Below are 19,227 nucleotides of genomic sequence, written 5' to 3'. Positions count from 1 at the left end.
AGCTATAGTGAAAAACTCGTTGTAAGGCTAAATCGGTTGAAATCCTTTATCGACCGGCCCTTCAGGTCTATCCCTGAACCACACTTGGCCTTAAGCTGCGCGAGCCAACACGGCCGTTACCGCGTACGGAGACACTGCCCATGCGAATTCTATTGGTTGAAGACAACCGCGATATTCTGGCCAACCTGGCCGATTACCTGGGGCTCAAAGGCTATACCGTGGACTGTGCGCAGGACGGTTTGTCGGGCCTGCACCTGGCCGCCACCGAGCATTACGACCTGATCGTGCTCGACATCATGCTGCCCGGTATCGATGGCTACACCCTGTGCAAACGCCTGCGCGAAGACGCCCGTCGCGACACGCCAGTGATCATGCTCACCGCGCGCGACCAACTGGATGACCGGCTGCAGGGCTTCAAGTCCGGCGCCGATGACTACTTGCTCAAACCCTTTGCCCTGTCGGAGTTGGCCGCGCGCATCGAAGCCGTGCTGCGCCGCGCCCAGGGTGGCGGGCGGCGTGCCCTGCAAGTGGCCGACCTGCATTACGATCTCGACACCCTGGAAGTCACCCGCGAAGGGCGCCTGCTCAAGCTCAACCCGGTCGGCCTGAAGCTGCTGGCGGTGCTGATGCAAAAAAGCCCGCATGTACTTCGCCGCGAAATCCTTGAAGAAGCCCTGTGGGGTGATGACTGCCCTGATAGCGACAGCCTGCGTAGCCACGTCCACCAATTGCGCCAAGTAATCGATAAACCGTTCGCCAAGCCATTGCTGCAAACGGTGCACGGTGTCGGTTATCGCCTGGCCGAGGGGCGTGATGGAGTTTAAGCAAAGCCTTGCCCAACGGATCATCATCGCCTTTGCCTTGATGAGCGCGTTGGTCGCGGGGGCCTTCGCCATGGGCATCGTTGCGACCGTGCACCTGGTGGAAGAGAAATTGATCTCGGCGGGCCTCGGCGGTGACTTGCAACGTCTGCTGCTGATGGACAGCGTCGAGGACTGGAACCACCGCCCCGAGCCGGACCAGCTGTTTTATTTCAGCGGCGGCCCCGGTGATTTCGACCTGCCCAAGGATCTGCGTCACCTTGAGCCCGGCTTCCATGAAGTGTTCCGCGAGTCGCTGTCGTACCACGCCATGGTCGAAGTGGTGGACGGTCGGCGCTACGTATTGCTGCAGGATCAAAGCGATTTCGAAGAGCGTGAGCGCGTACTGTTTGCCGTCGTGTTGGTGGGCTTTGTGCTCAGCCTGGCCCTGGCGGTATTCCTCGGCTGGGTGCTGGCGCGCAAAGTGATGGCGCCGGTGGTGCGTCTGGCCCGCCAGGTGCGTCATCGCGACCAGTTGCTGGGCCTTGCACCGCCCCTGGCGCCGGACTACGCGGCCGATGAAGTGGGCGAACTGGCCGTGGCGTTCGATGCCACGCTGGGGCGTTTGCGGCAGGCGTTGTCTCGCGAGCAGTTGTTTACCAGCGATGTCAGTCACGAATTGCGCACGCCGCTGATGGTGCTGGCCAGCTCCTGTGAATTGTTGCTGGAAAACCCTGCCATCGACCAGCGTGGGCGCAACCAGGTGGAGCGGATCGCTCGCGCCTGCGCGGAAATGCGCGAACTGGTGCAGACCTTCCTAATGCTGGCCCGTGCCCAGCATGACGATGGCAGCATGTCGCCTCGGGTGACCCTCAAGCAGGTGGCCGACGACTTGCTCGGCCTCTGGCGCGAACCTATCGAGTGCAAGGGCCTGGAGTTGATCTACCAGCCGGGCAACCCGCTGGATACCCGCTACAACGCGACCTTCCTGCACGCGGTGATGGGCAACCTGCTGCGCAATGCCTTGCACTACACCGAGCACGGCTTTATCCGCCTGACGCTGGAGCCCGAAGGCTTCGTGGTGGAAGACTCGGGCGTCGGCATCCCGGAAGACAAACGCGAAGCCATGTTCGAGCCCTTCGTGCGTGGCAGCGAGAAGCGCGGCGAAGGCCTCGGCCTGGGCTTGTCGCTGGTGCAACGGATCTGTGAGAACCAGGGCTGGAGCGTCAGCTTGAGCACCATGGAACCCAACGGCTGCCGCTTTCATGTTGAGCTGAGCCAGGTCAAGTCCTGAGGGCCAGGCTTGCCGTTATGCTGCGGCAAGCCTGCGTCGAATTTCGGCGAACATGGCGCAATGATACTGAATGTGTCTGTAAAGTCTTGAAATGTATGGGATTCGACAGGACAACTTTTTCACAAACAGTTGACCTGATGATCACAGTAGGGTGCTTAAGGTTGTAGGCATCAGCTACTGGAGATCCGTTGATGTCTTCCCCGATCAAGCTCGAATTTTCCGATAAGTACGACGATCAGCACGCCCAAGAATATTTGCTCAAGCATAAGGACAATCTGGCTCGCCGGTTGTCCCACAAACGCGACGAGCAATTGGCCCGTGGTGCGTTGGCCATGGCCGGTGAGCCTGGCCTGGTGCTGGACCTGCCTTGTGGCGCCGGGCGTTTCTGGCCGCTGTTGGCCGAAAAACCCAACCGCGTGATCATTGGTGCGGACAATTCCGAATCGATGTTGAAGGTCGCAATGGCCGCCCAACCCGCCGATGTGGTGAAACGGGTACGACCCTTGCAGACATCTGCCTTTGATATCGATTTGCCGGATAACTCGGTCGACAGCATTTTCTGTATGCGTCTGCTACACCATATTGGTGATCCGGCGCATCGGGTCGCGATACTGCGCGAGTTTCAGCGGGTTACACGCGACAGCGTGATCCTTTCATTGTGGGTCGATGGCAATTTCAAGGCCTGGAAGCGTAAGCGTCTCGAAGAAAAACGGCGTGGCGAAGGTGAGCAAGAAGGTTACCAAAACCGTTTTGTGTTACCAGCTGCTACTGTTGAAGACGAATTCGAACAGGCCGGTTTCCGCGTTCAGGAATCTCTGGACTTCATGCCGCTCTACGCCATGTGGCGAGTGTATGTACTGAGAAAGAGGTAACAGGATGGCAGTTGAGTGCGTAGCGGGCAGTCACGTAGCTCCGGAGGAGAGATTTGATTTTTTCTGGCGCCAGCAGGGCGAATGGGTCGAGGAACCCAATCGTCGGCGCGGCGGTGAAAGTGGCGTGCAACGGGTGACCGGTCCTAACGGCCACTTGCTCTACAGCAAGCGCCAGACCGGCCACATCTACCGCAGTTGGCTGCATCCCTTCGGACGGCCCACCGTGCTGCGTGAGCGCGACGCGCTCAAGGGCCTGCGCTCCCTCGATGTGCGCGTGCCGGACCTGGTGTTTTGCGGGGCGCGTCGCGACCCCGAGCACCAGTGGAAAGCACTGTTGGTGACGGCCGCCCTGGATGGCTTCGATGAAATCGAAAACTGGTATGCCGCCGGTGGCCGCGAACAGTACGGCGAATTGGTTCACGAACGTGTTCTCAAGGAGTTGGCCGGCACGCTGGTGCGTATGCACAAGGGGCGCTGGCAGCATGGCTGCCTGTACATCAAGCACATCTTTATCCGTGTCACCGGCGAAGGCGACTCGGCCAATGTGGAGATTGCCTTGCTGGACTTCGAAAAATGCCGGCAGCGGCTGACCGCTTATCGCGCGGCTTCTCACGACATGCAGCAGTTGCGGCGCCATTCGTCGTGGAGCAGCGCTGACTGGAACAAACTCAGCTACTTTTACGAGACGGCGTTTGGCAGCGCTATCAAGGGTTTAACCAGATGAAGCTAGAAATAGCACGAGGTCTGTTCCTGGTTGGGGCGCTGGGCGTTGCGGCGCTCGCCCTGGCGGCGTGGGAACAACCTCGCACACAAGTGCTCAGTGCCACGCAGGGTGGCGCGCAATGCCTGTTGCCGCGCGTTGCCAAGGCGAGCACGGCGGTCAAGCCTGATCATGAATTGTTGCTGTTCATGTTTGGGATGTCTCAAGGCATGAGGCCGCAAAGTTGAAACGATTCAACCCCCCTGAATAAGGCCTCGCACAGCGAGGCCTTTTTTTTGCCTGTAGTGAGCGGGCTTGCCCGCGCCGGGTGGCGAAGCCGCCCCAAATCCCGGCACCTCGGTCTTTCTGATGCACCGCGGCGTACCGTTTAGGGCGGCTTCGCCCCCCAGCGCGGGCAAGCCCGCTCACTACAAGGTTCGGGTCAGGGGGATTGGCCCGCAGGACAAGGTTCGGTTTAGCAGCATTGGCCCGCAGGACAAGGTTCAGGGTTTATCGGGTCTGGCCAGCAGGGTGTAGACGCACGGCAGCACAAACAGCGTAAACAACGTGCCAATCGACATCCCCGTCGCAATCACCATGCCGATGTCAAACCGGCTCACTGCCCCCGCGCCAGTGGCGAGGATCAGCGGCACCATGCCGAACACCATGGCGGCGGTGGTCATCAGCACTGGGCGCAAGCGAATCGCCGCGGCTTCTTCCACGGCCTGGCGAGGTGTCAGGCCCTTGTCCTTGCGCAGTTGGTTGGCAAACTCGACGATCAGAATCCCGTGCTTGCTGATCAGCCCGATCAAGGTGACCAACCCCACCTGGGTATAGATGTTCATGCTCGACCAGCCGAGGAACAGGGGAATCAACGCCCCGCAGATCGACAACGGCACCGTTACCAGGATCACCAGCGGGTCGCGAAAGCTCTCGAACTGCGCCGCCAGCACCAGGAAGATAATCGCCAAGGCCAGGCCAAAGGTCACCCACAGCGCCGTGCCTTCCTGGATAAATTGCCGGGATGCGCCGCTGTAGTCGAACGCGTAGCCGGGCGGTGTTTCTTCGATGGCAATCTGGCGCACCGTGTCAATCGCTTCACCCATGCTGACAATCGGGAAACCCGAGATCAGCGCCGAGTTGAGCTGCTGGAACTGGTTCAACTGCCGAGGTCGGGCGCGGTCGGAGAGTGTAATCAGCGTCGACAATGGCAGCAGCTCACCCTTGTTGTTTTTCACGTAGTAATTGTTCAACCAATCGGGGTTGTCACGGTAGGCGCGTTCGACCTGGGCGATCACCTTGTAACTGCGCCCGTCCAGGGTGAACCGGTTGATCTCCGCCTCCGCCAGCAACGTCGCCAGGGTGCCGCCAAGGTCCTGCATCGACACGCCCATCTGCGCCGCCTTGGCGCGGTCGATGTCGACCACGATTTCAGGTTTGTCGAACGCCAGGTCGATGTCGACAAACGCGAACTTGCCCGACTCCATCGCGCGCTTTTTCACCCGGTTGGCCACTTCCAGCAACGACTCGTAATCGTTGGCGGTGTTGATCACAAAGCCGAACGGCAAGCCTTCGCCCGTGCCCGGCAGGGACGGCAGGTTGAAGCCGAACACTTGCAGGCCGGGAATCTGCTCCAGGCGGTGCTGCACCTCGGGGAGGATTTGCATCTGGGTGCGGCTGCGCTCGTTCCACGGCTTGAGCAGAAAACCGCCGATGCCCGATTGCACGCCGTTGAAGCCGTTGATCTGGAATGACGAGTAGTACTCCGGGAACTCCTTGAAGATTTTTACGAACTCGTCGGTGTAGGTGTTGAGGTAGTCCAGGTTGGCCGGTTGCGGCGCGCTGGCCATCATGAAAATGATGCCCTGGTCTTCATCCGGGGCCAGTTGCGACTGGGTGAACTTGAGGAACACCGGGATCAGGGCCAGCACGATCAGCGCAAACACGATCACCACCGGGCGCGTGTTCAGGGTGCCGTGCAGCAGGCTTTGGTAGCGACGCTTGAGGCCGTCGAAAATGCGGTCGAGGCGGTGGGCGAGGCCGGACGGGTTTTCGTCATGGCGCAACAGCAGCGCGCACATCATCGGCGACAAGGTCAGGGCAATGATGCCGGAGATGATCACCGCGCCGGCCAATGTCAGCGCGAACTCCTTGAACAGCGCCCCGGTGAGCCCTTCAAGAAAACCGATGGGCGCATACACCGCCGCCAGGGTGATGGTCATCGACACCACCGGCAGGGCGATTTCCCGCGCACCTTCGAGCGCCGCATCCAGGGGCGTCTTGCCTTCCTCGATATGCCGGTGGATGTTTTCCACCACCACGATCGCATCGTCCACCACCAGGCCGATGGCCAAGACCATCGCCAGCAGCGTCAGCAGGTTGATCGAGTAGCCCATCAATTGCATGAAAAACAGCACGCCGATCATCGACAACGGGATGGTGATTACCGGAATCACCACCGAGCGCAGGGCGCCGAGGAACAGGAACACCACCACGATCACGATCAGCACCGCTTCGAACAGGGTCTTGACCACCTCGTTGATGGACGCCTGGATAAACAGCGTGGCGTCGTAGGCAATTTCTGCCTTGAGGTTGGGCGGCAGCTGGGATTCCAACTGCGGCATGATCTTGCGCACTTCCTTGATCACCTCCAGCGGGTTGGCGCTGGGTGTGGCCTTGATGCCGATGTACACCGACGGCGTGCCGCCGAACGAGCTGATGGCGTTGTAGTTTTCCGCGCCCATTTCCACCCGTGCCACATCCCGCAGCAGTACGCGGCTGTCGCCGTCGGCCTTGACGGTAATGGCGCCAAACGCTTCGGCGGACTTGAGGTCGGTGTTGGCGTTGATGCTGGTGACCACGAACTCGCCCTTTACCTCGCCGGCGGCGGAGAGAAAGTTGTAGTGGCGCACCGCGTCGGTGATGTCGCTGGCGCTGAGGCCGAAACCGGCGAGTTTCACCGGGTCGAGCCAGATGCGCATGGCGAACACCTGGTTGCCGAGGATCTCCGCTTCGGCCATGCCCGGCAGGGTCGCGAGCTTGGGCTGGATCACCCGCGACAGGTAGTCGGTGATCTGCGGGTTGCTCAATTGCCCGCTGGAGAAACTGATGTACATCAGCGCCGAGGCGTCAGCGGCCTCTTTGCTCAGCACCGGGTCTTCGGCGTCCTGGGGCAGCTTGTTCTTTACCTCGTTGGCCTTGGCCAGCAGCTCGGTGAACAAGCGGTCGCTGTTGGAGCCGATGCGCGCGTAGATCGAGATCACCGAGAAATTCTGCCGACTGACCGAGGTCATGTAGTCGATGCCCTCGGCGCTCGCCAGGCTTTGCTGCAACGGTTGGGTGATGTAGCCCTGGATCGTTTCGGCGTTGGCACCGGGGTAGGCGGTGGTCACGGTGATCAGGGCGTTTTCCATGCTCGGGTATTGGCGCAGCGGCAACTTGCTGTAGGCCTGCATGCCCAGTAACACGATCAGCAGGCTGACCACCATGGCCAGCACCGGACGGCGGATAAAGGCGTCTGTGAACTTCATGGCTCAGTGCCCTGCCGGCAGGTTTTTGTCCGGGCTGATGGCGATGGGCGTGCCATTGTCCAGCTTGAGCTGGCCGGCGCTGACCACCTGCTCACCGGCTTTGAGGCCCTTGCTCACCAACACCAGGCCAGCGCGGCGCTCACCGGTCTCGACAAAGCGCCGCTCGGCGATCAGCACGGGCTGGCCGTTGGCGTCTTTTTCCGGCGTGCCGTCTTCGGCCTTTTTCTCGGCCACGGCATACACCGAATTGCCGTAGAGGGTGTAGGTGATCGCGCCTTCCGGCACCACGACTTGCGCGGTCGGATCTGGCAGCAACACGTCCAGGCTGGTGAACATACCGGGCAGCAACTTGCCGTCCGGGTTGGCCAGGGTGGCGCGCACCAGCACGTTGCGCGTGGTGTTTTCCACCTTGGGGTTGATCGCGCTGATATTGCCGGGGAACTGCTGGCCTGGCCAGGCCGAGACTTGCACCTGCACGGCCTGGCCGAGGGCGATTTTGGGCACCGATTGTTCGGGGACGTAGAAGTCGACGTAGAGGCTGCTGAGGTCCTGCAAGGTGGCGATCACCGTGCCGCTGGCCAGGTAGTCGCCGACGTCCACCTGGCGAATGCCGATGGTGCCGCTGAACGGCGCGACGATGTGTTTCTTCGCCAGTGACGCCTTGAGCTGATTGACCGTGGCCTTGTTCTTTTGCAGTTGTGCAGAGAGGCGATCGAACTCGCCCTTGGAGATTGCCTGGCTGCCCACCAGTTGGCTGCCGCGTCCGTAATCGAGCTGTGCCAGGCCCAGGTCGGCCTGGGCGGTTTCCAGCAGCGCGCTTTCCACCGCGCTGTCGAGTTGCACCAGGGGCTGCCCGGCCTTGACCTTCTGCCCGGATTCGAACTGCACGTCCTTGACCGTACCGGCCACCTCCAGGCTGAGGTTGACCCCTTGCAAGGCCTTGAGCGTACCCACCGACGGCAGGCGTTGCTGCCATGGCTGCTCGGTCGCGGTGGCAACGGCCACGCTTACGGGGGGCTTGGGTTTGGCAAAGACCTGGATCTGCTGGTAGATGGAAAAGGCTTTATAGCCCCCCAGCAGCAGGACAATGAACAGCACGACAGCAAACATGATCAGCATGCGACGGCGCAGCATATTCCGATTCCTTGGAAAAACTGGGACAGACGAAGACAGACAAGTCCGGAACATTACTCCAGGTATTGAGGGGTTTCCAGCCGGTAAACCTGACAGGTAATGGGGCCAGTGCTGGCCCCCTCCAGGCTGCGCGGGTCAGACCAGATGCAGATGGTTATCCCAGAGCCCTGCCGGCAATTCCAAGGGTTTTGCGACCAATTGCGTCTGGCGGCAATCGTAGAAGCGGCAACGTCCCTGGCCGGAGGTGACGACAAAGCCGTCGGCCACCGCACCCACGCCGGCACAGTCCGGCAACGGCCCGTCCAGGCGCAGTGCACCGCTGTCCATGTCCCAGATAAAGAAGCGATTGCCACGCGGTGCGGTCAACGCCACCAGGCGCAATTCACTGTGCACGGCAACGCTGGCGGTGTAGTGCCCCATGGCCTGCAACTGCTCGTCGGCCACCGGGAACGCCACGAACGGCTGCCCTGGCCGCTTGATCGCGAGCAGCTCGGAACGCTCCTGGGATGGCCCCATGAACTGCTGGCCGGTGAGGATGGTGCCGTCGCTGGCGATCCCCATGTGGCGCACGCTGTTCATTTGCTGGCCGAGGGTTTCCTTGCTGATCAGCGTGCCGTCGCGCTGCATCAGCACCAGGCTGGGCTCCATGGCGTTGAGGTTCATTTCCACACGGCTTTCGGCTTCGGTGCGGATGCCACCGTTGGCCACCACCAGGGTCTCACCGTCGGGCATCCATGACACCTGGTGCGGGCCGATGCCGTGGGTGGATATCTCGCCGCAGTGCACCAGGCGTTCGCCTTCGAATTTGTACACTCCGAGCAAGCCACGGCCGGGGTCGGACGTGTCGTTCTCGGTGGCATACAGCCAGTCGCCGCTCTTGTGGATCACCGCGTGGCCATAGAAGTGACGTTTGGCATGGGAGGTGATGGTCTGCAGCAGCGTGCCATCGCGCAAATCGATCAGGTAACTCTCGGTGCCCGGGCGACGGGCGACGAACAGTGCAATCGGCAGTGTCGGGTGGTTGATGATGTCGTGGCAGCGCTGGCCGACCTGGGTGGCAAACACCTGCTTGCCGTCCAGGCGAAATCCTACGGCGTAGTGCTTGCCGTCGCCATCATCCCGCGCTGACAAGAGCAGCGGGCCCTTGTCCTTGCTTTTGAACAGCGTCCAGCCCCCTAGCGTGAGAGCACTGAGCAGCACGCTGCCAACGGCCAAAGCCTGTCGCCTGAGCATCATCAGTCACCGTCGTTGGCGTTGAAGCCCAGTTGGATACCCAGCGCCTTGGCCAGGTCCCCCTCGTGCAGGCGGTGCACCACGTTGAGGCTGTCATAGAGGTCGTTGAGCTGCTGGCGCCCGGCGTCATCGCCCAACAGCTCGTTGAGGCTGCGCTGGTTGCTGGCGAACAGTTTCAGGGACGCGGCGTAGGCGGCGTCGATCTTGTCGGCCAATGGCTTCTGGTCGGACGGCAGCAGGCCACGCAGGCCTTTGTTGTCGACCCCGACCCAGACGGTCTGGGCCGCCGCGAGGCTGGCTTCGAGGCTTTGCAGGGACGACTGGCTGCGCCACGCATCGGCCTGGAACGGCTGCGGGATGCCCTTGGTCTGGCGGCCCATCGGCGTGCCGAGTTTCTTCTTCAGGGTGTCGAGTGCGGTCACTTGGACGCGCAGCAGATCGGCGATGGCTTCGTGGGAATCAGCGTAACGCTGGTTCGGAAACTTGCTCATCTGCGCGAGCATGCCGTCGGTGCTGTTCCAGCTCGCCAGGATCTCCTCGGCGAGGGCTTTCTGGCGCTCGCCGATGGCCACCAGCAGCGGGCAGTAACGGGCTTTTTGCGCTTCGTCGGCGAGGTCGGTCTTGGCGTCATAGAGGATGTATTCGTAGGCCGACAGGCCTTGCACCACCACGCTGGACTTGGCCAGGGCGGCGCCGTCGATCTGCGGCTGGGCGGTCACGAGTTGTTCAACCTGACGGCCGACCAGGTTCTTTTTGTCTGGCCAGAACTGCACCTGCCACGAACGGTTGCCCTCGGCCAGCGGGCCGATCAGCAGCGGTTGCAACTCGGCCCAGGCTTTTTGCGCGTGGAGGAAATCGGCGCGGGCGGTGTCCAGGCTCTGTTTGCCCTGGCAGTAGGCGAGGGCGCTGACGGCCAACTGGCGGTCGGCTTCGACCCAACGGCTGTAGGTCGGCAGGATCACTTGCTTGGCGATGGCCGCCGAGGTCACGGCTTGCGGGTCTTGCGGCGAGCAGGCGCCCAGGGCGAGGGCGGCCAGGCTGGTGAACAACAACTTGGGACGGAACATGTCGAGCTCCCTTCTGTAATTGGGGCGAAGCTTATAAAGAATTCAGGAACGCCAGCAACGCAGCGCGCTGCTCGGCATTAAAGGACAACACATGCTGCTGCGCCGCTTGTGCTTCACCGCCGTGCCACAGCACGGCTTCCAGCAGGTTGCGGGCGCGGCCGTCATGCAAGAACTGGGTGTGGCCACTCACGGTCTGCGTGAGGCCGATGCCCCACAACGGCGCGGTGCGCCAGTCGCGGCCACCGGCTTTGAATTCGCTGCGGTTGTCGGCAAGGCCTTCGCCCATGTCGTGCAGTAGCAGGTCGCTGTAGGGGCGGATCACCTGGTTGGCCAGTTCAGGTTCGGCGGCATTGGCGGCCGTGGTGAACGCGGGTTTGTGGCAACCCTGGCAACCGGCGCTGTAGAACAGGTTCTTGCCGGCGAGTACCTGCGGCGTGTCGACGTCGCGACGCACTGGCACGGCGAGGTTGCGGGTGTAGAACAGCACCAGGCGCAGGATATTGTCGCTGACTTCCGGTTCGCCATCCGGGCCATCGCCGTTGGGCGCCTGTTTGCAGGCCACTTGGGCATCGGTGCAGTCATCAAAGGGTCTCAGGGACGTGGTGAGGCCCATATCACCAGAAAACGCGTGAACATTTTGTTGATTGAGGTTCGGTTGCCCGGCTTTCCAGCCAAAACGCCCGAGCACGGTTTTTTGTTGCGCGTCATCCCAGACCTGATTGGCACGGCCGACGATGGCGTCTGCGTCAGCGGTGTCCGCGCTGGTGTTGCGCAGGATGTCGGCGTCGCTGATGGCTTCGAGCAGGCCCAGGCCGATCATCGGCGGGGCGATACGCGCGGAAAAACGTGTGTCCGGGTGCATCGGGCCGTAGCCGAGCTGGGTGATCTGCAGGTTTGGCTTGCGCAACTCGACCACCGTGCCGTCGTTGAACGTCACGTTGACCGGCGTGTAGTCGACCCGCACCTTGCCTTCCGGCACTACGCCGGGCACTGCCATGTCCTGCAATTGGCCGCCGTAGACGGGCTCGGGCACCACGCCGGCTTGCTCGATCAGCTTGGCGTAGGCTGGCGCATCGGGGATCGACAGGCGCACCAGCATCGACACCGCGTTGGCCGCGTCGGGCAACGGCGGATGGCCGCGACCGTCCTTGATATGGCAGTTCTGGCAGGCATTGGTGTTGAACAGCGGGCCCAGGCCATCACGCGCGGTGGTGGTGGACGGCGCGATTACCCAGGGGCTGCGAAAGAAGCTGTTGCCGACGCTGAAATCCAGGCGACGTGTAGGCGACAGGTTGGCCGAGGGTAGGGAAAACGCGTTCTGGTCGCGCTTGTTCACGGTCGCAGCGCCGCCCGCCCGTGATTCACCCGGCTCGGCCTTGGTAAACCTGGGCGCGTCGTCGCAGGCGGTCAGGCTCAAGGCCAACCAAGCAGCGGACACGGGAAAAAGCCAACGGGACATCGAATTTCCTGAACGGCGGGCAAAAATAAGGTCGCAAAGTCTAACAGGGCAGGGCCGAATGAATAAGAGCAATTATCGTTTGGTGGGTGGTGCCGCATTCCCGCTAGAATGACCGCACATTTTTTTCTGGAGGTGGCCAATGCAGGCTCTCGACGCTTTGCTCAACCGTGTTTCCGTGCCGCGATTGTTGGAACCTGCGCCGACCCAGGAGCAGCGCGACGTGTTGTTCGCCGCCGCCATGCGCGCGCCGGACCACGGCCAGTTGCGCCCTTGGCGGTTCCTCACCGTCGAAGGCGCCGCTCGCGAGCAGATGGGCACGTTGCTGGCCGAAGCGGCACGCCTGCAAGACGCCGATGCCCCGCAAGCGCTGATCGACAAGGCCCAGAACGGCCCGCTGCGTGCGCCGTTGGTGGTGGTGGTGATTGCGCGTTTGCAGGAACACTTCAAGGTGCCCAAGTCCGAACAATTGCTGGCGGCGGCCTGCGCGGCCCATGGCATTTTGCTGGCGGCGTACGCCCAGGGGATTGGCGCGGTGTGGCGCACCGGCGAATTGTCCTACTCGGCGCATTTGGCCAAAGGCTTGGGGCTGACGGCGGATGAGCAAGTGATTGGCTTCCTCTACCTGGGTACGCCGCAGAACCCGCCGCGTACGGCGGCGAAGGAAGATGTGGCGGCGTTTGTCCAAGCCTGGCCGGGTCATTAAGACCAACGTGATCTAAATGTGGGAGCGGGCTTGTGTGGGAGCGGGCTTGCTCGCGAAGGCGGTGGATCAGTCAGAGATGAATTGACTGACACGCCGCCTTCGCGAGCAAGCCCGCTCCCACAAAAGCCCCGCACCCACAGGGGGGGCCATTGTTCTTGGGGTTGGGGACTAAACCCTGAACTGATCCATTAATTTCATCTGCTGGCTGGCCAATGCATTCAGTTGGCTGCTGATCGCCGCCGACTCGGTGGCCTGGCCGGTGAGTGTCTCGGTCACCGTACGGATCGCCGAGACGTTGCGGTTGACCTCTTCGGCCACCGCGCTCTGTTGCTCGGCGGCGCTGGCGATTTGCAGGTTCATGTCGCTGATCACCGTCACCGCATCGCTGATCTTGCCCAGCGCCTGCACCGCCTGATGGATCTGCCCGGCATTGCTCTGGGCCTGGCTCTGGCTCGAGTGCATGGTTGCCACCACGCCCCGTGTGCCGCTCTGGATACGTTCGATCACCACGCGGATTTCCTCCACCGAGTCCTGGGTGCGCTTGGCCAGGTTGCGCACTTCGTCGGCCACTACCGCGAACCCCCGGCCGCTTTCGCCGGCGCGTGCCGCCTCGATGGCGGCGTTGAGTGCCAACAGGTTGGTCTGCTCGGCAATGCTGCGGATCACTTCCAGCACGGAGCCAATCTGCTCGCTGTTGACCGCCAGGGCTTCAACTTCACCCACGGCCTTGCTGACTTCTTCGGCCAGGGTGGTGATGTCGCGGGTGCTCTGCTCGATGATCGACAGGCCTTCCCGCGCCGACTGGTCAGCACCGCGTGCCGCGCTGGCGGCATTGGAGGCGCTGTTGGCGACGTCATGGGCGGTGGCGCTCATTTCATTCGAGGCGGTGGCTACCTGGTCGATTTCGCGGAACTGCACCTGCATGCCTTCGCTGGTCTGGCGCGCGATGGCCGAGGATTGGTCGGCCGTACCGCGTGCCTCGGTGATGCTTTGCTTGATCTGCGCGATGGTCGGTTGCAGCTTGTCGAGGAAGCGGTTGAACCAGTTCGCCAACTCGCCCAATTCGTCTTTTTTGCTATAGGTCAGGCGTTGGGTGAGGTCGCCGTCGCCGCTGGCGATGTCCTTGAGCATGGCGGCCACGCTGTTGATCGGGCGGGTCACGCCGGTGGCGGTCAGCCAGATCAGCAGCAAGCCCAGCAGGCCAGCGGCGGCGGCCACCAGCAGGGCCTTGAGCGTACCGGCTGCCTGGGCGTTGTCGAGTACCCCCTGCAACTTGACGCTATCGGCGAGCATCACCGCTTTTGGCAGCTTGATCACCACGCCCCAGGCTTTGGCGTCGGCAATCGGCTTGACCGGGTACACGGCGCGGATGGTGTCAGCCTGTTCACGGATCATGGGTTTATCACTGGCCAGCAACTGCACGATTTCCTTGCCCTCGGCGCCGAGGGTGTCGACCAGGTTCTTGCCGACCTTGGCCGGCTCGCCGCTGTAGGCGGCAATCAGGCCGGTGCTGGAGAGAATCTCCAGGTGCGCTGCGCCGTTGAACAGGTCCTTCTGCGCAGCGTCGGCGGTTGCTTGCAGGGCTGTGAGGGCGATGTCGACACCGATGACGCCGATGAGTTTGCCCTCCACGATCAGCGGCGAGGCGATGGTGGTCATGAGTACCTTTTTGCCGGCCACCGTATCCTCATACGGGTCCAGCAAGCAGGTATTGCGGGTGTCCCGTGGGCAGGTGTACCAGATGTTGTAGGGCGTACCGTTGAGGGTGAGGGTGGTCTTGTTCAGGTCTTCTTCGACCATGATGGTGTTCAAGCCTTCACCGCCGGCACGGCTCCAATAGCTGGAGAAGCGCCCTTTTTCGTTGGAGACGCGCGCCTTGTCATCGACGAATTCGCTGTCTTTGCCGTCGAGGCCGTTGGGCTCGAATGACAGCCAGAAACCCAGCACTTTGCTGTTGCGATCGAAGGTGGTTTTCAGGCTCTGGTTGATTTCTTCGCGCAGTGCGCCGGCTTCCAGGCCACGCTTGCTGGCCATGATGCGCAAGTCCTTGATTTGGTCGGCCAGCGCGGTCAGCGCCATCAGGCTGTCGCCGAAGGTTTTTTGCAACTGCACCGCTTGCTCGGCGGCCCTGGCTTGCAGCAGTTGTTCCACGCTGGCGGTGAGCATGCGCGAGCTTGAATCGCTGACCAACAGATCATTCTGGTTGGTGTTGTAGATATTGATGCTGACGACCAGGGCTATCACCCCCAACAGGCAAAGGCCGGACAGCAGCACGATTTTCAGGCGGATGGAGAGGGTGTTGAACATAGGCTCACTCGCGAATGGAGTTGTTGGAAGGCACGCAGTGCAGGCCAAGTCCCTTCAGCGCTATGTCTGAAACATCGGCGTAACAAATTTATTCATGAGCAGCAGGCGATGAGCGGTAGGAAAACACCTATAGCCTGCGTTACACGGGCTGTGCGAGTCGTTCGGGGCGAGACCATATCCACAGATTGCCCAGGCTCATTCCGGCAATCGCCAGGTAGATCGGCCAGCCGTGATCGAGCATCACCAGCATCAGGCCGGCGCAGAGCAGCATGCTCACGGTGGCGCTGACCTTGGCGCGCCGGGCGATGATCTTGCCGTTGCGCCAATTGAACAGGATCGGCCCGAACAGGCGGTGGTTCTCCAGCCAGGCGCTGAGGCGTGGCGAGCTTTTGGTGGCGGCCCAGGCGGCCAGCAGGATGAATTCAGTGGTGGGCAAACCCGGCACGACAATCGCGATCAACCCAATGCCCAGGCTGACGTAGGCCAGCAGGCCGAAGAGGAGCCGGGCGATTTTCGAGGTGGATTGGGTTTTGCCGGTCATGGGGGTATCGCAGGGATTCAATATGAAATGAGACCAGAATGTGGGGGCGGGCTTGTGTGGGAGCGGGCTTGCTCGCGAAGGCGGTGTGCCAGTCGACATCTTTATCGACTGACAGACTGTATTCGCGAGCAAGCCCGCTCTCACATTTTTGATTGCATCCCAACCAAGGGTCAGGCCAGTTCAGGGGCGCTAGCGTACGCCTGTTCCAGCAATACGGTGAAGCGTACAAACGCATCCACAGCACCTTTTTCCACCGCGGCTTCTTCTTCAGCACTGAACTGCAGCGCGTCGAGGGTGCGAGTGAAGCGCTTCCAGCCTTCGGCGCGACCACCGGCGGGCTCGCCCAGGTGACGGGCACCGAAGGTTTCGCTCAGGCCCAGGCCTACCGCGCGCTTGATCAGGAACGCGGCGCCCAGCTTGGAGCCTTCGGACACGAACAGCCAGCCCAGGGCTTCGGCCTTGCTCGGGTTGCTCACCGCACCGGCCACGGGTGCGGGCACTTCGGTGTCGAGGTCGGCCAGGTCCAGCTTGGCGGCGTCGGCACGGCAGCGCTCGGCCAGGTCCGGGATGAGCTTGATCAGTTCGGCATCGGTGTACAGGGCCACCAGTTCCGACTGGAACAGGTACTGCGCGACCACGAAACGGGCGAAGTTGGCCTGGGTTTCGAACGGAGCGTGGGCTTTGACGAGGGCATCAAGCTGGGCGTGTGGCGCGTGGGTGATCTGGTTCAGGCGCTGGGAGCGCAGGTGTGGGCGTTCTGCGGTAGCTGTAGCGGTCATGGAAAAGTCCTTGAGAAGGGGAGCGCCTTGTTGCTCTTAAAGAGAGCCGTTATCAAATAGACGAACAGGAAGACGCGGCACAGTAAAAAAACCTCACCCCGTCGATGAAATTTCGACGAGGTGAGGCGGGTGCTATCAGATGTCCCAGATCAGGTTGATCGCAAAGTTGCGGCCAGGCTGGGTCAGGCGGTCGATGTTGGCGGGCGCGGTCACGCCGGCTTCGCCGATGCTGTCGAAGCTGCGCACGTCATCCCAGTTCCAGTATTTCTTGTCGGTCACGTTGTACAGGCCACCATTGATGGTCACGTCGTTTGTGACTTTGTAGAAACCGGTCAGGTCGACGATGCCAAAGCCTGGGGTCTTGAACGGGGCCTTGGTGGTGTCGCCATCGGGTGAGAAGAAGGTCGCGCTGTCGACACGGTTCTGTTTCTTGACCAGGGTCCAGCTGACCAGCGCACCGTAGTTCTGCTGCTCGTAGCCCAGGCCGAACACGCCCTTGAGCGGGTTGACGCTATTGATCGGCTCGCCGGTGTCCTCGTTGCGGCCGTAGGCATAGGCCACCGAACCCAGGGAGTAAAGGCCCTGCGGCGCGCCGAAGGCGTCGAGGTTCAGGCGTCCCTTGGCTTCCACGCCCTTGATGGTGGCGCGCTTGATGTTGCTGGCCTTGAAGGCGGTGCCGGTGGGGGACAGCAGCGCGGCGTCTTCGTTGATGAAGTCGCGGTACTTGTTATAGAACACCGCCACGTCGAAGTTGCCCGATTCGAAATTGCCACGCAGGCCGGTTTCGAAGCTCTTGCTGCTTTCCGGCTTGAGGTCCGAGTTCGGTTCGACCACGTAGCCTTGCTGGATATTCTCGAAGCGCCCGTACAGGGCCTTGGCCGATGGGGTGCGGAAACCTTCGGCGTACTGGCCGAACCAGGTGTAGTTATCGGTCAGGGCGTAGGTCAGGCCGAATTTGGGCGATACGCGGTGCCAGGTCTTGTCGCTGTCGTCGTGGGCGTAGATGCGGTTCGGGTCGGTGGCGTTGAGAAAATCCTCGGTCAGCTTGGGCTTGAGCTGGGTGTAGTCATAACGCACGCTCGGCAGGAAGGTCCAGTCGCCCCAGCTGATCTGGTCCTGGGCGAACAGCGCGTAGGTGTTGATGGTCGGGTCCGGGAAGTCGCTGGCCGGTGTGACTTTGTCCGAGGCGAAGCTGCTGGGACCACCGACGGCCGCGCAGTAGGTGCTGACGGTCAGGCAGGTGGCGCTGCCGGTACGCGAGCCGGTAACTTTGGCCTGTTTGAGGGTGGTGCCGTAGGTCACCACGTGGTCGGTGTCACCGATGGCGAAGGCTTTGTCCAACTGGGCGTCGAAGATCCATTGTTTTTCCTGGTAGAGCGTCTCGCGCTCACGCAGCAGGTTGCGCGCACCCGACACGTAGTGTTCGGCGGTGCTCTGGTCGGTCTTGGCGATCTGGTAGTTGAGGCTGGTCTTGATGTGATCGGCAAACGGCGCGTCGAGGGCGAAGGTGTTTTCCAGGCCGAAGCGTTCACGGCTGATGGTGTCGTTGCCCGAGCGTGCGCGGTACAGGTTGCTGTTGAAGCCGGTGTTGAACGGGCCGCCTACCGCACTTTTCTGGTTTGTATCGCGGTCGTCCTTGTACTTCTCGTAGGTCAGCACCAGGCGGTTTTCGTCGCCGTAGTTCCAGCCCAGCTTGGCCAGGACGTTGGTGGTGCGCGCGTCTTCCGGGTTGGCGCCGGTGCGGGCCAGGCCGGTGGCATTGTTGCCGTCGTAGGATTCGGTCTCGTGGCCGTTGCGCTGGCTCAGGTGCAGCAACCCGTCGAAGTCCTGCACGCGGCCGGCGACGGTGCCGGAGGTCAGCCAGCTCTCGTCGGCGGAACTGTAGCCGGTCTTGAGGCGGGCGCCGACGTCCTGGCCGGGCTTGATGATGTCGTCCGGGTCGAGGGTGAAGTAGCTCACTGCGCCGCCGATGGCGCTGCTGCCGTACAGGGCTGACGCCGGGCCGCGCAGGATCTCGACGCGCTTGACGATTTCCGGGTCGACGTAGTTGCGACGGGTTTGCGCGTAGGGGCCGTTGGAGAAGTGATCGGGCACTTCAACGCCGTCGACCTGGGTGAGGATGCGGTCGCCGTCGATGCCACGGATGTTGAAGCCGGCATTACCGGAGCGGGTACCTGCGCCGCCGACGGAGACGCCGGGCTCGTAGCGCACCAGGTCGCGGCTGTTGCCGACGTTGAGGCGGTCCAGCTCCTGGCGATCATGCACGCTGACGGTGCTGGGGACGCTGTTCACATCCTGTTCGTGGCGGGTGGCGCTGATGGTCACCTGTTGCAGGTTGAGGGTACTGCCGGCGGCGCGCTTTTCCAGGACGATATTGTTGTTGCCCAGTTTGCGGTAGCTCAGGTTGGTCCCCACCAACAGCTGGTCCAGGGCCTTTTCCGCTGATAGCGGGCCGCGTACGCCGGGGGACGAGACACCCTGGCCCAGTTCCGCCGGCAGGCCGACTTGCCAGCCGGTGACGCCGGTGAAGGCATTCAGCGCCGAGACCAGCGGTTGCTGGGCGATGCTGAAGTTGTAGTTGCCGTGGCTGCGTGGCGCCGGTTCGGCGGCGCTGGCGCTCATCACCGGCGCGCCGGCCAGCAGAATGGCGGCGGTCAGCAAGGACAAGACGGGCGAAGAAGACCGGCGATTGAAACGAGAGGACATCGAGAGCGCTCCGGAGTACGAATCTTATAGTTGCGAACCGAACCAAATAGGAATCAGTTGCATTGGCTAAGACGAGACGTACCGTCGCAGGCTATCGAGTAA

At 62.1% G+C, this 19,227-nt stretch carries 15 protein-coding genes and 1 pseudogene; 6 read left to right on the top strand and 10 right to left on the bottom strand.

Annotated elements, in window-relative coordinates:
- Nucleotides 1-140: 140 nt before the first annotated feature.
- The 5 genes from colR (at nt 141) to PSH81_RS21750 (ending at nt 3,914) form a co-directional block, all read left to right on the top strand.
- Nucleotides 141-824, top strand: a complete 684-nt coding sequence (gene colR / locus PSH81_RS21770; protein ID WP_016975511.1) for a two-component system response regulator ColR — start codon at nt 141-143, stop codon at nt 822-824.
- Complete coding sequence (locus PSH81_RS21765) at nt 814-2,094, top strand: HAMP domain-containing sensor histidine kinase (RefSeq protein WP_192299501.1); 1,281 nt, start codon at nt 814-816, stop codon at nt 2,092-2,094. The genes colR and PSH81_RS21765 overlap by 11 nt, the downstream gene beginning before the upstream one ends.
- 191 nt (nt 2,095-2,285) lie before the next feature.
- A complete protein-coding gene (locus PSH81_RS21760; RefSeq protein WP_226456285.1) occupies nt 2,286-2,966 on the top strand; it encodes a class I SAM-dependent methyltransferase in 681 nt (226 codons plus the stop codon).
- Between the two features lie 4 nt (nt 2,967-2,970).
- Nucleotides 2,971-3,690, top strand: a complete 720-nt coding sequence (locus tag PSH81_RS21755; protein ID WP_192299499.1) for a lipopolysaccharide kinase InaA family protein — start codon at nt 2,971-2,973, stop codon at nt 3,688-3,690.
- On the top strand, nt 3,687-3,914 hold the full coding sequence (locus tag PSH81_RS21750; RefSeq protein WP_192299498.1) for a hypothetical protein: 228 nt from the start codon (nt 3,687-3,689) through the stop codon (nt 3,912-3,914). Before PSH81_RS21755 ends, PSH81_RS21750 begins: the two co-directional genes overlap by 4 nt.
- 255 nt (nt 3,915-4,169) lie before the next feature.
- On the opposite strand, the gene PSH81_RS21745 is transcribed toward PSH81_RS21750, so the two are convergent.
- The 5 genes from PSH81_RS21745 to PSH81_RS21725 all read right to left on the bottom strand — a co-directional run bounded on the left by PSH81_RS21745 (nt 4,170) and on the right by PSH81_RS21725 (nt 12,089).
- Nucleotides 4,170-7,196, bottom strand: coding sequence for a multidrug efflux RND transporter permease subunit (locus PSH81_RS21745; protein WP_305391464.1), 3,027 nt, complete (start codon nt 7,194-7,196; stop codon nt 4,170-4,172).
- Between the two features lie 3 nt (nt 7,197-7,199).
- Nucleotides 7,200-8,330, bottom strand: coding sequence for an efflux RND transporter periplasmic adaptor subunit (locus PSH81_RS21740; RefSeq protein ID WP_305391463.1), 1,131 nt, complete (start codon nt 8,328-8,330; stop codon nt 7,200-7,202).
- Between the two features lie 135 nt (nt 8,331-8,465).
- The gene (locus PSH81_RS21735; RefSeq protein ID WP_305392800.1) at nt 8,466-9,563 is read right to left on the bottom strand and encodes a DUF1513 domain-containing protein; all 1,098 of its coding nucleotides are present in this window, start codon (nt 9,561-9,563) and stop codon (nt 8,466-8,468) included.
- A gap of 2 nt (nt 9,564-9,565) precedes the next feature.
- Nucleotides 9,566-10,630: an imelysin family protein gene (locus tag PSH81_RS21730; protein ID WP_226456282.1), complete on the bottom strand. Its 1,065-nt coding sequence runs from the start codon at nt 10,628-10,630 to the stop codon at nt 9,566-9,568.
- 31 nt (nt 10,631-10,661) lie between these two features.
- Complete coding sequence (locus PSH81_RS21725) at nt 10,662-12,089, bottom strand: di-heme oxidoredictase family protein (protein WP_226456281.1); 1,428 nt, start codon at nt 12,087-12,089, stop codon at nt 10,662-10,664.
- A gap of 139 nt (nt 12,090-12,228) precedes the next feature.
- On the opposite strand from PSH81_RS21725, the gene PSH81_RS21720 reads away from it, so the two are divergent.
- Nucleotides 12,229-12,792, top strand: coding sequence for a nitroreductase family protein (locus PSH81_RS21720; protein ID WP_305391462.1), 564 nt, complete (start codon nt 12,229-12,231; stop codon nt 12,790-12,792).
- Nucleotides 12,793-12,960: 168 nt separating this feature from the next.
- Here PSH81_RS21720 and PSH81_RS27620 read toward each other — a convergent pair whose 3' ends face one another.
- The 5 genes and pseudogenes from PSH81_RS27620 to PSH81_RS21700 all read right to left on the bottom strand — a co-directional run bounded on the left by PSH81_RS27620 (nt 12,961) and on the right by PSH81_RS21700 (nt 19,125).
- Entirely contained in the window at nt 12,961-13,665 is a 705-nt protein-coding gene (locus PSH81_RS27620) for a methyl-accepting chemotaxis protein (RefSeq protein ID WP_370694925.1), read from the bottom strand.
- Between the two features lie 201 nt (nt 13,666-13,866).
- Nucleotides 13,867-13,923, bottom strand: a pseudogene (locus tag PSH81_RS27615) (hypothetical protein); the annotation flags it as partial.
- A 1,315-nt stretch (nt 13,924-15,238) separates the two neighbouring features.
- Nucleotides 15,239-15,640, bottom strand: a complete 402-nt coding sequence (locus PSH81_RS21710; RefSeq protein ID WP_226456278.1) for a YbaN family protein — start codon at nt 15,638-15,640, stop codon at nt 15,239-15,241.
- Between the two features lie 170 nt (nt 15,641-15,810).
- Complete coding sequence (locus PSH81_RS21705) at nt 15,811-16,419, bottom strand: biliverdin-producing heme oxygenase (RefSeq protein ID WP_192299490.1); 609 nt, start codon at nt 16,417-16,419, stop codon at nt 15,811-15,813.
- A 135-nt stretch (nt 16,420-16,554) separates the two neighbouring features.
- Nucleotides 16,555-19,125: a TonB-dependent receptor gene (locus PSH81_RS21700; protein WP_305391460.1), complete on the bottom strand. Its 2,571-nt coding sequence runs from the start codon at nt 19,123-19,125 to the stop codon at nt 16,555-16,557.
- Nucleotides 19,126-19,227: the final 102 nt, after the last annotated feature.

It is taken from the genome of Pseudomonas sp. FP2335, from assembly GCF_030687535.1.
Lineage (GTDB): Bacteria > Pseudomonadota > Gammaproteobacteria > Pseudomonadales > Pseudomonadaceae > Aquipseudomonas.
The sequence above is the reverse complement of the archived record's forward strand: the minus strand, read 5'-3'. Positions and strand labels throughout refer to the sequence as shown.